This is a genomic window from Nonomuraea helvata (assembly GCF_039535785.1).
Taxonomy (GTDB): domain Bacteria; phylum Actinomycetota; class Actinomycetes; order Streptosporangiales; family Streptosporangiaceae; genus Nonomuraea; species Nonomuraea helvata.
Map to the genome: position 1 here is coordinate 1 of NZ_BAAAXV010000004.1, position 13,232 is coordinate 13,232.

General features: G+C 71.2%; 10 protein-coding genes. 3 read left to right on the forward strand and 7 right to left on the reverse strand.

Features of this window, described 5'->3' with window-relative positions; translation table 11 throughout:
- Positions 1-425, forward strand: a 425-nt coding sequence (locus tag ABD830_RS19130) for a hypothetical protein (RefSeq protein ID WP_425567107.1), incomplete at its 5' end; no start/stop codon positions are given.
- Positions 426-504: 79 nt separating this feature from the next.
- Positions 505-1,062: a hypothetical protein gene (locus ABD830_RS19135; protein WP_344988890.1), complete on the forward strand. Its 558-nt coding sequence runs from the start codon at positions 505-507 to the stop codon at positions 1,060-1,062.
- 835 nt (positions 1,063-1,897) lie between these two features.
- Here the strand turns inward: ABD830_RS19135 and mobF are convergent.
- Positions 1,898-6,595 (reverse strand): MobF family relaxase, encoded by a 4,698-nt coding sequence (gene mobF, locus ABD830_RS19140; protein ID WP_344988892.1) that lies wholly within the window; start codon positions 6,593-6,595, stop codon positions 1,898-1,900.
- A 468-nt stretch (positions 6,596-7,063) separates the two neighbouring features.
- Between mobF and ABD830_RS19145 the strand changes: the two genes are divergently transcribed.
- Positions 7,064-7,840: a nuclease-related domain-containing protein gene (locus ABD830_RS19145; protein ID WP_344988894.1), complete on the forward strand. Its 777-nt coding sequence runs from the start codon at positions 7,064-7,066 to the stop codon at positions 7,838-7,840.
- Between the two features lie 197 nt (positions 7,841-8,037).
- On the opposite strand, the gene ABD830_RS19150 is transcribed toward ABD830_RS19145, so the two are convergent.
- The 6 genes from ABD830_RS19150 to ABD830_RS19175 form a co-directional block, all read right to left on the reverse strand.
- Positions 8,038-8,490, reverse strand: a complete 453-nt coding sequence (locus ABD830_RS19150) for a hypothetical protein (protein ID WP_344988896.1) — start codon at positions 8,488-8,490, stop codon at positions 8,038-8,040.
- Between the two features lie 128 nt (positions 8,491-8,618).
- Entirely contained in the window at positions 8,619-9,026 is a 408-nt protein-coding gene (locus tag ABD830_RS19155) for a hypothetical protein (protein WP_344988898.1), read from the reverse strand.
- A 54-nt stretch (positions 9,027-9,080) separates the two neighbouring features.
- The gene (locus ABD830_RS19160) at positions 9,081-10,193 is read right to left on the reverse strand and encodes a coiled-coil domain-containing protein (RefSeq protein WP_344988900.1); all 1,113 of its coding nucleotides are present in this window, start codon (positions 10,191-10,193) and stop codon (positions 9,081-9,083) included.
- A 29-nt stretch (positions 10,194-10,222) separates the two neighbouring features.
- A complete protein-coding gene (locus ABD830_RS19165; protein WP_344988902.1) occupies positions 10,223-10,393 on the reverse strand; it encodes a hypothetical protein in 171 nt (56 codons plus the stop codon).
- Positions 10,394-10,521: 128 nt separating this feature from the next.
- Positions 10,522-12,468, reverse strand: coding sequence for a helix-turn-helix domain-containing protein (locus tag ABD830_RS19170; RefSeq protein WP_344988903.1), 1,947 nt, complete (start codon positions 12,466-12,468; stop codon positions 10,522-10,524).
- Between the two features lie 507 nt (positions 12,469-12,975).
- Positions 12,976-13,194: a hypothetical protein gene (locus ABD830_RS19175; RefSeq protein WP_344988905.1), complete on the reverse strand. Its 219-nt coding sequence runs from the start codon at positions 13,192-13,194 to the stop codon at positions 12,976-12,978.
- Positions 13,195-13,232: the final 38 nt, after the last annotated feature.

The following is a 13,232-nucleotide window of genomic DNA, read 5'->3' on the forward strand; positions in this document are numbered from 1 at the left end:
TAGACGTCCTCAGCCCGAACGACGTCCGCAGGCTTCCGCCCGGTCGCGCCGTGGTGATCGTGGGGGAGGCGATGCCGACCATCGTCCGCCCTGAGGTCGTCTACAAGCGCAAGGACTTCAAGGCTTGGGCGAGGTCGGGAGAAGCGATCAGGCTTCCCCACACGTCCGCGCGTCCGCTGGTTGCCCCGAACCCGGGCTTGCTCATCACCGGCGGTCCTCGGGCCGACGAGCTCGCCGCCCGGCGTCGGTCCGAGGTACGTCCCGACCCGGTGACGCAGCCTCTACCGGTTCAGCGACCCCACCAGGCCACTGGGACCGGCCCGTTCCCGGCTGCGACGCCGACGCCTCCCGCGACTCCGGCCGACACCCCGGCGCGACCGCGCCGCCCGTGGGACCGCTCTCCCAAGGACGAGACGTCCTCGTGAGACCCGATCGGGGCCCGGGCGCGCGGTGCGCCCGGGCCCCTCGTACGTGCACCAGCAGCGCCGAAAAGGAGATCACCCCATGACCACCACCACCGGCAAGGGGCAGGCCCCACGCGACGACCTGGTGACTATGCTCGCGGTCGACGTCGGCGCGCTCGGTGCGCGGGTGGACGGCATGTCAGCCAAGGTCGGCGAGATCGAACGCCACGTCGGCGAGCTCGCAGCGATAGCCGCCGCGGTGAGCGAGCTTCGCGAACGGACAACGGCCATCGCCGAGACACTCACCCGGATGAACAAACGCAACACCGGGGGCGAGCCGCAAAAGACGTGGTCATGGACGGGGATGAGCCCCGAAGAACGGGCCGACCGACTCGACGAACTGCAGTCCTGGGTAGCCGAGGTACTGATCCCGCAGTACGGCGACTACCTTCGGGACCAGACTCTGAAACCGTGCTGGCCCCACCACCCGGCGGCCGTGAACGAGCTGAGCTGGCTCTACGTCGAGTGGTTCAACGCCTACCTTGCCGAAGAACGGCGTACCCGGGATGCAGCGGACTGGCACGATCGGTGGCTGCCCGGCGTGATCACCCGGTTCAAGACCGTCTTTCGAGGCTGCCCCCACGACCCCAACGAGTAGCACGGACAACGCGAAGGGCCTGAACCCAAGCAGGAGTCCGGGCCTTTCGCGTATCCGAGGCGCTACCAGTTGCCGTCCGCCGGCGGGAGACCTCGCTCGTCGACCGGGGCGACCGTGGTCCTTCCCAACAGCCATTGGATCGTCTGGTGCACGCCGTCGCCGTACCCTTGGGAGTGGCGGCGGCCTGGCCCAAGCTGGTGCCGCACGTCCTCCACGGGCGCGAGCTCGCGGCTGAGGTCATCTCCGGTCGGCAGGCCCGGTTGAGCGGGCGGGCGGTCGCTGACGGGCGCGCCCGGGCGGCGGCCGAGAACCCACTCACAGCAGGCAATCACGCCTTCGCACCAGCTCGTTTGCCACTCGATCGAGGCCACACGAGGGCCACGCCGAGCACGGTCGAGAACGGCCGTGACGTTGGCAGAGGTCCGAACGATACGACCGCGGCCGCCAACAAGGTGCCCGAGTCCTTCTCGATGAACGCCAGGTACGGGGATCGCGTCGTCGACTCCTAGCAGCCACTCAAGCGCTGCGGACACGCCCCAAGCTGTTCGCTGCGCGACCCCGTACTTACCTGGCTCCTCGGATGCTTTGATCTCTGCTTGGACCTCCTCACGAGTAGGTAGACCGACCGCGCGGCGTCGGGTGATCGGGGCTTCGGAACGCTTGCCGAGAACCCACAGAAACGCCTGGGAGTTCCCTGTGGGCGCGTACTCCGGGTGCTGCGCTTCCCACTCCCGGACTGCGCCGAAAACCGCTGAGACGTGCTCAGGTGGCCGCACGACAGCGGCGCCTTTGAGGTCGGTCATGGTCACCAAGGTAGGTCCGTCTCCGCCGGGGGTCATCGCTCCAGTACGTGATCGTGGTCGATCGAGCGGGCCCGCTCGTCTTCACGGCGGCGCTGGGGCTCCTGCCGCACGGCTTCGAGCCCTTCGATCTCGCGTAGTGGGATATCGCGCTCTTCACGCTCGGCCCGGTCGCGCTCCTGCTCGCGCTTCCGCTCTTCCTCCCGCTCAGCCGCGCGTTGAGCGGCCTTCGCCGCCTCAGCAGCGGCCGTGAGGTCTTCTGCGACCTGACGACCGTTGAGCTCGCCGATACCGAGATCAAGTTGGGTCTGCTCGCCACGGTCGGCCTGCTCGCGCTCCGCCTCGCCACGGTCGGCCTGCTCGCGCTCCGCCTCGCCACGGTCGGCCTGCTCGCGCTCCGCCTCTCGGATGTCTTCGAGTTCAAGCGCCAGTTGTCCGCGCACCTGCTCGACTCGCTCGACTTCCTCGGGCTCGATCTCCGCGCGGGCGGGCTCGTCGTGGAGAGCGGGCAGTTCGGCCTCGGGATGGCGGCGGCGAAGCTCCTGGTCAGCCTGTAGGGCGTCTTCCCGGGCCCGCTCCGTGGAGGAGTACCAACGGTCGCGGGCCTCGTCGATCGCCTCCAGGTCCGTACGACGGGCGTCGAGCGCCTCCGCCAGGGACTCACGGGCGCGGGCCTTGACCTCCAGTGCCTCGCGCTGGGCCTGGTCGCTTTCGACCTCGGCCCGTTGACGCGTCAGGATGGCCTCGGCGCGGGCGCGCTCGGCTGCGATGGTCGTATCCCGCAGGTCGTCGCCCACGTACGGGGGAGCCCAACGGGCGGCGCGGGCGTACTCCTCTCGCTGGACCCAAAGCTCGCCGTCGGTACGGCTTGCGGCCTCGCGCTCGGTCTCCGGGCGGCCGAGAGCGTCGAACGCGCTCCACCAGGCGGCGCGGGCCTCGGGCGTGTCCGGTGCGTGCCCGATCGCGGTGGACTCGTCGAGCCGGTCGTACTGCTCTCGGAATGCCTCCACCCGGCCCGCGCGGCGGGTCCAGTCCTCGCGGGCCACCGGGTCGACGGGCACCGGCCCGAGGTGCTCGATTGCCCACTCGGGTGCACGCTCGGCCACCCGCTCGCCGATTTCGGCCATGCGGGCGTCCATCGCGGCCGCGAGTTGCTCGGCGAAGCCGACATGCTCGGCTGCGCCTCGAGTTGGCGTCCGCTCGGCGAACGTGTCGGTCGACAGCGGAGCCGGTGCGTCGGTGCCGAGAAGCTTCTTGATCCGGTGGTGCAGGACCTTCGCGACGCTCTCGGCGGGGCTGCCCGGGTCGTCGATCTCGCGAGCGCCTACGGCCTGGCGGATGAGCTGGCCGACGTCGTGGCCGGCGAGCTCGGCGGATCGAACAAGACGATGGAAGGTGCCGCGCGGGCCGCGCTCGCTGTCGTCGGCATAGCGGGCGTACTGCTCGGCACTCAGCGCCTCGGCCACCGTCGCGTCACAGTCGCGGGCGCTGAGGTCGCGGGTCACGTCAGTCCACATGACCCCGAGGTGCGCAAGGTGCGTAGACCTGAGGTGCTCGTCCCGGATGGTCTCGATCGCGGTCAGCTCGGCCTCGTCCGCGACGATGGCCTCGGCCAGAACGGCGAACCGGTCACGCTGGGGCTGCTTCGCCTCCGCCGCTTCCTCAGCCGCCTTGGCCCGGGCCTCGGCGACTTCAGCGCGGGCCTGTTCCGGAGTGGGCACGGGCGCCGCCTCGCGGGCTGCTGCTCGCGCCGCTTCGGCGAGCTCGGCCGCCGCCACGGCTCCCGCCTGCAGGTCGGCTGCGGTCACGTCGGTGACGGCGTAGGCGTAGTTCCCTTCCACGCCTCGGGTCATCATGACGTAGAGCATGCTGCGGCCCACGCCGGGCGTGACCAGGCTGTGGCAGGTGTCGACCGTACGCCCTTGAGAAGCGTGCACCGTAGATGCGTAAGCAAGCTCTGCGTGGTCCTGAAGATAAGCCGCGTTCACCTCATACGGTGCGGACCACCGCTGTTGACCCGTGGCTGAGTCGCGACCGAGGTCCCGCCGGACGATGACACCGTCGGGGGTCAGAGCATCAACTACCAGAACGTCGCGGTTGGTGATCTTCCGGTCGTCGGCGTCTGTGATCCCCTTCTCGTTCCTCCTGGCCATGATCCGGTCTCCGACGCCCGCCACGGCGTCGTCAGAGAGGGGCAAGCCGTCAGCGGAGACCTTGCCAAGGGCGACCAGCTCAGCGCGGGCCCGCGCGGCGAGCTCGCGGGCCTGCTCCACAGTCGGCGCCAGCAGCAAAGAAGACTTGCCCTCCAGGTGGTCAGCGAGCCAGCGGCGGTACGCCTCTTCGGTCATCGCCTCGGCGTTGCCGTCCATCAAGCGGCCGTGCTTGTCGTACTCGGCAAGGCTGCTGACCTCGCCTCGCCGCATGGCGAGCGACGCCTTGCGCTCCCACTCGGCCGCCATCCGCTGAACCTTGGTGAGCTGGAAATATCCGTGCTCGCGGGCCATCATCGCCAGCGCTCCGGAGTCGCCCACTGCCGCGAGCTGCTCGGGGTCGCCAGTGAGCAGGAGCTTGGCGCCGGCGGCCGCCGTCATGCGCTGGATCTCGGCGAGCTGGCCGGAAGTGACCATGCTCGCCTCGTCGACCACCACCAGATCACCGGCGTTCAGACGGGTCCGTCCGGCCCGGGCCTCAGTGAGGAACGCCGCAACGTTCGCCGTGGTGTCGCACCCCTCTCCCTTGAGGACCTCGGCGGCGGCCTGAGCCACGGCAACGCCGATGACCTGGCCGCCGACCTTCTCGCGCCACGTTGCTGACAGCTCGCCCATGGCGCGGGACTTGCCCGCGCCGGCGGGGCCGACAAGGACGTCGACCCGGCGGCCCGAGGTCAGCACGCCGTACACTGCGGCGGCCTGGTCGTCCCGGAGACCGCCTGTCCACTGCGGGGCGGCGGCCGACGTGGGCTGTGCCGTACCGGCCTGCCCCTGCGTCGAACCCGGCGCGCTCTGCTCGCCCGCCTTGGCCGCGTCGGCGCCGGGCGTGGCCGAACCCGCGCGGCCACGCGCCGAACTCGCCCCGGACAGCAACCCCTCCAGGGTCACACTGTCGCCGCCCAACGCCGCGGCCGCCGCGCCGGGTTCCAACCTTGGCGCGTCTGTCTTCGCCCCCGCGCCGATCAGTTCCTCCTCGGCGGCGAGCTGCGTCCGGGTGGTGTACAGCCCGCGCTCGTGCGGCTCCCAGACGCTCCGCCCGTCCGCACGCTGGTACTCAGCGGGAGCCCGAACCAGATCCGGGGCGTTGACCTGGTGAATCCCGTACCCAGCTCCGGGAGCCAGGGCCTCGGCCGTCAGGTCCTCCAGCACGTCGCGCACCATGCGCGCGGGCAGACCACCGAGGGTGTCGGGAAGGTGCCGGTTGATCGCCGCCGTGAGCTGGTAGCGGGTCCACGTCGCCCCGGTGGCCTGCACTTCCGCCACGGCGGCCTGCAGTACCCGGCGGAACTCGTGCTCGGCGAGCTCGGCGACGCTGCGGGCCTGGGAAAGGTCGATACGCCCCTGTACAGCCTCGGGGATGTCGGCGAGAGCGCCCAGCTCAGCGGCCCGGCTCTGCGCCTCCCACCCGGCAAGGCTCACCTCGCGCGGTGCGGCCTCCTTGTTCTTCCGCATCCGGGTCTTGCTGTCGAGCGTGGCGTACTGGGCCATGTTGAACAGGGCCCGGCGGCTGGGAGCGTGGCCGTGCTTGGCCTCGTACTCGGCGGCTAGCGCTGCGACCTGGGCCGTTACCGTCGCCCGTCGCGAGCTGTACAGGTCGCGCTGCTCCTGTGAGATGCCAACGATCTCGCGGGCCTTGCCGTCCGGGCGGGTCGCGAACTTCACCCCGAAGTCGCGCGTGAGCTGCTCTTCCATCACGCGTTCGGCGATCGCGGCCGCCGCCGGGCGCGCCTTGCGCATGCCCCGGCTGTCGATCGTCCGCCACTCACCGTCCGGGCATTCCACCCGGTTAAGGATCGCGTTGTGGATGTGCAGCTGAGGATCACCGTTGCGCGAGGTGTGCTGGTCGAACGAGGCGATGACCCATTCCTTGGCCTCGACGAACTGCCCGGTGCTGTGGTCGGCGAGCTTGCGGCCGGTCACCGGATCACGCGGGATCGCCCCGTGGTACCCCGTACGGCTGTAACCCGCCTCTTCCTGCAAGTACTCCATCGCGGCCGCGCTACCAGCGCGAACAGCAGCCCAGACCTGCTCGGCGTAGCCCTCCATCCGCTCGGCCGTCGCCACGTCGCCGGCGGCCCGCGCCTTCATCGCGGCGGCCTGGAACCCGGCGTGCATCAGGCTCACGCTCTTCGCCGGACTGAACGTCGCGTCATGGAACAAGACCGCGCTGCGGGTGTCCTTGCTGGCCTCCAGGGTCAAAGCCTTGATCCGCTCCGGGGTGGCGTTCGGCTCGTTCTCCAGCTTCGCCGCCAGCACTTCCTCAGCGCTCTTGTAGCGGCGCGGAGCCTTCCCGAGCGTGCTCGCCCCGGACGGGTCCCGCGGGTCCTCCAGATGGGCGTAGATCGCCTTCATCACGTCCGGGTCGACGTTGCCCGTCAGCCCAAGCTTGGCGCACCCGTTCCCGGTCCACCGGCCCGGCGGCTCGCCGTGCTCACCACCCGCCGCCGACAGGTAGTAGTTCTCCGCCCCGGCCGCCGTGGCGGTCAGATAGCCCGGGTCGTACCCGGTCGACATGCTGAGCATCGGCGGCCTCCCTTCCGGCGATCTTGGAGCGAAGCGATCAAGATCAAGCAACCATCACATTGTAATGCCTCGGTGTGAAGATCTGTAGATGGTGGGGCAGAGAGGCGTGAAGGCGAGTTGGTGCGGAGCTGGGGTGGCAGAAAGAGGGGGAGCGAGGAGAGGAAGGCGGAGGGGCTGAAACGGGCAAGGGCTTCGGCGGAGACAGGCTCCGAAGATCGGGAAACCTGGGACCGCGCCGGGGCGCGGTGGAGATCGAAAACCGCCCGAGGCGCCCGGCGGTTTCCACGCCCGGGCCCTGGCTCGCGCCCCTCCGCAACGGGCCACGGCCGCGCCGGGGCACGCCCGCGTCTCTGCCCCCTCCATCTCTCCAACGTCATCGGTGATGACCTCCTGAGATGCCCGGACAGTGTCGCCGCCGCCGCGTACCGTCGAAACTCCAGGCCCCCCGACCTCCTGCGGAGTCGCGACATGAGCACGCCCCCGCACGACCTCCAGCCCCCGGCCTCCGCCCCCGCATCGCTCGGCGACCCACCGGCCCGTGCCGGGGCCTCCGCCCACGCCCAGTACCGGGCGGAGCTGGCCAAAGGCCGCCGCTCCAGGCTGCTGCTGCGCGTCCTCAAGGCGGCCCTACCCGGCCTGCTGGTCGGCTACCTGCTCGGCTGGAAGCTCGGCCTGGCCCTCGCGCTCATCGTCGCCCTCGTCGACCTGGGGCGCTTCTGGCGCTGGTCGAGCGTCTCCGCCTGGCGCAAGGGCGCCGCCGGCGAGCGCGCTACCGCCCGGCTTCTCGCTCCGCTGCAGGCCGAGGGCCACATCTGCCTGCACGATCGCGCCATCCCCGGCAGCTCCGCGAACATCGACCATCTCCTGGTCGGCCCTACCGGCGTCTGGATCATCGACAGCAAGAAGTGGCACCGCCGCACGCAGCTCCACGGGCGGGGCAAACAGCTTTGGATCGGGCGGCGGCCGGCCGATCGCCTGCTACGCGGCCTCGCCTACGAACGCTCCGCCGTCGCCCGGGTCGTCGACCGGGCCACCGGCAACATGGTCGGCGTCTGGCCTCTGGTCGCCGTGCACGGGGCCAAGGTTCCCGGGATCGGCCGCCCCCTCGTTCTCGACGGGATCACTCTCCTGAAGGCCGGTCAGCTCCGCCGATACATCCGCCAGACGAGCGAGTCACTCTCGCCCGACCAGGTGGCCGATCTGGCGCGCACCCTCGACCGCGCGTTCCCGCCCTACACCGAGTAGCCCGCCCGCCCGCGCCACCGCGGCGCACGCCTCGGCCAACCCGGCGCGACTCCGGCGCGGGCGGGCGCCACTCCCGCCGAACCTGCGGCCCGCCCCTCGCCAACCTGGCCCAGACGCACAAGAGCCCGGAGCCTCCCCGGCCCCGGGCTCTTCCACGCTCGCCCCACTACTTCAGGCGGTACAGCCTCCACTGGCCCCTACGGCTCGCGCTCCGTGTGTGCTGCGGGGGACTGCTGGGGGCCGGCGAGCTCGCGATCGAGCAGAGCGGCGCGGAGCTGCAAGAGCTCGCCCATCCGCTCGTCGACTGCGGCCACGGTGGCGAGTGGTCCGGTGTAGTGCTCGGGGTCCCATCCGGTCACTATGACCGATGCCTCGCCGGGGTCGGACCCGAGTACATACCCGGCCGCCTCCAGCGCGCGGCGCATCATCCAGGCGCCCGGTTGGCGGCCTATCAGGTGGCCTGCGACGACGACGCCGCCCCTGGTGAAAAGGGCTCTGTCGACCGTCCCGAGGCGCTCGGCGAGCGCGGCCGTACAGATCGCCTCGACCTCCTCGACGGCCTCGGCCGTCAGAGGAACTTGCCGTCTGTGCCGGTCAGCTTCAACGCGGGCCCACGCCTCGCGCTCGCGTCGTCTGCGGCTGGTGAACACTTGCGATACCTCCCCAGTTCGCGGGTGATGGAAAGGCGGGTGTCCGTCCCGCCCGGTGGTTACTGCATGGGACCGCCGGGGCCGGTGGTGATCCACCCGGGCGGCCGGTGCTTGCCGTACCGGTCGGCTCACCTGCGCTGCTCGTCGACCAGCTCGCCGTGTTCCCAGGTCCACTCGGTCACCCCACCGCCGCCCGGGTCGACCACCGCGACCTGCACGCGGTAGCACGGGCGAAGCGAGGGCGGCATCCCCGGATGGCTGCCGCGCGAATCGCGCTCGGCCCGGGCCTGGACCTGCGGCCAATAGCCGGGGGTGGTCTCGCCGTAGATGGTGAGCGGGTTCTCCACGATCCAGGTCATCCGGTAGGGGCGGTACAGGTGCCCCTCCGCCTCCCAGCGCAACATCTGCTCAGCCTCGGCAATGGCCGTTTCCTGCGCCTGGCGCCGGTGGCTCCGCAGCCACAGAGCATGCCTGACCAGCACGGCCAGCAGGAACGCGAGCGCGATCCCGGGCAGCGCCCACAACCAGGTGTCCATGATCCTTCCTCTCTTCGCGGGTGGTTTCGGGCGGGTGTCCGGCCCGCCCTGCTCTCACTGCTTGGAACGTGCGGGCTTGGCGAGCTCGGCCCGGGCGGCGTCAAGCTCGCTCTGCAGCCGCTCGATTCGGGCGGCCAGCGCCGCGCGCTCGCTGCGCTCCTGGTCGACCTGCTGCTCGGCGCGCACGGCCCGGCCCGTGATCGCCTCGACCTGCGAGGCGTGCGCCTCGGCGATCTCCTGGCGGCGGGTGTCGGCCTCGGCGCGCACCCGCTCCAACTCGGCGCGGGCGTCGTCGGCTGCCTGCTCGGCCCGCGTCACGCGCTGGCGGGCGTCGGCCACCTGCTCGGCCGCTTCGGCGCGCACCCGTTCCAGTTCGGCGCGGGCCTCGTCCCGGTCCCGCTCGGCCTGCGCCACCTCGGCCGCGCTCGTCGTCCGAACGCGCTCGACCTCGGCCGCCGCCTCGTCCTGTGCGGCCTGCACCTGGGCGGCCGCCCGCTGCTCAGCGGCGGCCACGGCCTCCTCCCGGTCCTCACGAGCGGCCCGCACCTCAGCGGCGGCGGCCTCCTGGACGGTCCGCGTCTCGGCCTCCAGCTCCACCCGGAGCCGGGCGAGCTCGTCGACCGCCTGTTCGGCCCGGGCCTCGGCTTCGGCCACCTGCCGCAAAGCCTCCTCCGCCGCCGCGTCGGCCTGCGCGCGCTCGGCCTGTGCCTGCCGTACCGACCCGGCCGCCACGTTCGCAGCCTGCTCGGCTTTGACCGCCCGGGCCTCGGCGGCCGCCACCGCCTCGGCCGCGCTGGCGTGCGCGGCGGTCACCTCGGCCTCGGCTGCGTCCGGGTCGCCGGCGGTGCGCAGCTCGGCCAACGCGCGCTCCATGGTGCTGCTCACCTGCTGGGCCAGCGTCTCCAGAGTGCGCGCGAGCTCGGCGCCGCGGGCCTGGCTCATGCTCACCGGCCGGTCGAAGTCCTCGGCCACCGGCTCGGCCGACTCGCCCCGCGCGGCCCGCTCCAAGCGCTTGCGCTCGCGGAACGCGGTCAGCGCGGTGTGCGTCGGGTCGTCGCAGTACTCCGGCGGTCGGCCCGGGCCGGTGCTGGGCTCGCGCTCGCGCTCGCACCCGGGGTAGCGGCACAGCGTCCGCTCGACGTCCTGGTCGGGGATCTCGGTCGTCATTCGTCCCTGCCCTGCCTCTCCGGTGTCCCTTACCAGCCCTCGCGCTGCAGTTGGTCGCTCGTACGGGCCAGTTCTTCGTCATCCAGTTGCGCCTGCTCCGCCGCCCGTTCAGCTCTCATGGCCGAGATCTCGCGCTCTGCCCGAGCATCCACCTCGGCCGCCTCCCGGCTCCCGCTTCTGTCGAAAATCCGCCTGAGCATGTCCTCTCCCCTCCATGGTGATCGCTTTCACTCCCGATTCTATTACATTCATATCGTTGCTGCAATGAATTAAATGAATGAAATGAAACGAATTTAACTCGCTCGGTGATCTTGGCGTTCGGTCTGGATCAGGCTGCGGCCGCTCGGCGCGCGGCGGCGGTGAGCTGGAGGTGAACGCGCGCGGCGCGGTGGTCGGCGCGGCCGCGGTGGTCGCGTGGGTAGCGGGCCCGGTTGGCGTAGGAGGGTGCGCCCGGCAGGATGAGGCGGCCTTGCCCGGGCACGGTTCGGCCGCGTGCGGTGCGCTTGCCTCGGGTCTTCATCCAGTCGAGCTCGGCAAGCCACCAGGCGTAGAGCTGGCGGTCGAGTGCGTAGGCGCGGTGGCGTCGCTCGCGGGTGCCGTGCGCCTCGATCCGCCGGGCCGCGTCGGTCAGGCTCGCGCGGGTGCGTCGCCACTCGGCCGGTCGGTGGCTCTCGGCGGCCAGGCCGTGCTTGTCCAGGATGGCGAGGTGCCGGCGGACGGTCCGGCCGGTGTAGCCGGTGGTCTGGGCGAGGTCCTTTACTTTGTACACTCCGCTGCTCAGCACAGCCAGCGTGCTGGCCACGTGCCGTCCCAACCCGGGTTGCTCAGGTCCGGGGTGCGTGAACAAGTCGTGAGAAACGATCTTCCGGCGTCGGCGGAGGTCAGCGCGGTGCTGATCGCGGAGGGTGAGGGTAGGTCGGAGGTCTCCCGTTGGGGGCGGGTTCCCTTGTGTCCCACCCTGAACAAGGGCCTCATCGCGAGAAGGGGGCTGGTGCTCGCTGGCGCTCGTGTTCGGCTGCGCGTCCTCCAAGACCTGGCGCAGCACCCGATAGCGGCTGGCGCGCTGGCCCTGGCCGGCCTCGACCAGGCACAGCCACTCATCCAGGCACAGTCGGTCCAGCGCGCGGGCGGCGGTGCTCTTGCCCATCCCGGTGGCCTCCGCCAGGCGCCTGCAGTCGATCTCTATCTCCGTGCTGACGGCGTCAAGGGCGAGCTCGCTCACGTACTCCAGCGCGCGGCGGTCCGAGGGGCCGGCCTGCGTGGTCCACCGGCGCGGCTCGGCGGCGATCGCCTCGCGCACCGTGACCACCACGGCGACGACCTCGGCCAGGCGCGCGGCCCACGCCTGCTCATCCTCGGCCTGGTGCTCGTCGTCGCCCCGGGAGACGCCCGGCCTGCGCACCGCGGCGGCGTACTCCACCGCCCGATCCCACTGGCGGGCCAGAAGGGCGGCCTGCTCCCCCGGGCTGCGCGGGCGGCTGCGCACCCCGCCCTGACGGCGCAGGTGGATCAGCCCTGGCATGTCCACGTCCGCCAGCAGCAGCAGCGCGGCCTCGGGCAACGACCAGCGAGCCAGCGCCAGCCGTACCAGGATCTTCCGCAACTGCGCGTGCCCGCGCTCGGCCGCCGGTGCCTCGGCGAGCAGGTCGGCCACGTCGCACGGACGGCGCCGCCCGGCCAGGCGAAGCCCGCGCGGCGTCTGCTCGATCGTACGCACGGCCTCGGCCTCGACCTCCTGCGGGTCCACCTCGGCGGCGTCGAGCAAGACGGCCAGGCGCTCGATGGCTTCGGCGTCGTTCGGCACCGACAGCACCCGGGCGGCGGCCTCGGGTGTGATCGGGGTCCACTGGTCCACGGGGGTGGAGTAGCCGCCGTGGCGGTGCGGTGCCCCCGGCGGCCGCACACAGCCGGTCGCCGCGTTGGTCAGGGGCGAGGTGTCCAGCGTCGGCAGCAGCCTCTTGGCCGCCCGCGCGATGGCGCGCACCACGGCGGCCGCCACCGGCTCGACGGGCACCCACACGTGCACCCCGCCGCCCGGCCCCGACTCGCACACCAGGTATCGCAGGTCCGCCTCGTACAGCAGGCCCGCGAGCTCGTCGGCGTCGCGGTCGACCGCCTCGCGCCCGTGCGTGCGGGCGTCCAGGTCGAACACCACGAACACGAACTCGTGCTTGCGGTTGGTCAGGTACCAGGCGTAGGGCCCGGCCGGCGGGGTGGCGCCGAGACGCGCCGTCCGGGTGTAGCTGTGCTCCCAACCCTTGCTTGCCGTGTACACGTCAAGACGCGCTCTTCCCCTCGGGGCCAAAGCGCGTAGAGCCGCGTGGAACGCGGCGGATTCATGCCCGGAATCGCCCTGCGTGCTTGCCTGCGCCGACACGCCCGCCACGCCCGAATCAGGACATGCTGGGCTAACCGAGCGACGATCAGGTATCGTCTGAACCGTCCTCAGTAGGTCTACCTGAGGGCAGCAAAAAGCCGCCCTTCCTCGGCAGAGGTGGGAGTGATCAGCCGATCAGCCCCGGTCAACCAGACCGGACAAGTCGGCGGGGGTGGCTACGCGCTAGGCGGCTCCGTTTCTGTTTCTCTGGACGGCGCGTCTGGCTAGGACCGCTCCTCCAGAGAGGTTCTGTTCTGTGCAGTTCTGTTCGGGTGTTTGGAAGACGTCCGCTGGCTAAGCGGGCGGTTACTGCAGAGAGATCAGTACTCGGTTGGCTGCCGAGAACGGCTGATCTCCCGACGACGTAGGACACGCCCCGGTTGGCATACCGGGGCCTACGTGTTTCTAGGCGCTGAGCGCCTGTTCCTCGTCGCTCGACTCCCTGGCTGGGGGTGCGAGCGGGTCGAGTTCGATCAACTGCTCCAGATAGAGGCTCAACGACAGGCCCCGGGCCCGCGCGGCCTGGTGGTAGCGCTGGTGGAGCTCTTCGGGTACCCGAGTCTGCAGGTTGATCGTCCCGCCTCCTCGGTATGGCCGTGTCGCCACTCCTGGTGCTGTTGCCATGCGGGAGATCATTGCGCAACCCGGGGTGCCCGTGCATG

What these genes read in the sequence shown, in the direction of transcription:
- ABD830_RS19165 (WP_344988902.1), bottom strand. Translation starts at nt 10,393, where the DNA reads ATGCTCAGGCGGATTTTCGACAGAAGCGGGAGCCGGGAGGCGGCCGAG.
- ABD830_RS19135 (WP_344988890.1), top strand. Translation starts at nt 505, where the DNA reads ATGACCACCACCACCGGCAAGGGGCAGGCCCCACGCGACGACCTGGTG.
- mobF (WP_344988892.1), bottom strand. Translation starts at nt 6,595, where the DNA reads ATGCTCAGCATGTCGACCGGGTACGACCCGGGCTATCTGACCGCCACG.
- ABD830_RS19155 (WP_344988898.1), bottom strand. Translation starts at nt 9,026, where the DNA reads ATGGACACCTGGTTGTGGGCGCTGCCCGGGATCGCGCTCGCGTTCCTG.
- ABD830_RS19175 (WP_344988905.1), bottom strand. Translation starts at nt 13,194, where the DNA reads ATGGCAACAGCACCAGGAGTGGCGACACGGCCATACCGAGGAGGCGGG.
- ABD830_RS19145 (WP_344988894.1), top strand. Translation starts at nt 7,064, where the DNA reads ATGAGCACGCCCCCGCACGACCTCCAGCCCCCGGCCTCCGCCCCCGCA.
- ABD830_RS19160 (WP_344988900.1), bottom strand. Translation starts at nt 10,193, where the DNA reads ATGACGACCGAGATCCCCGACCAGGACGTCGAGCGGACGCTGTGCCGC.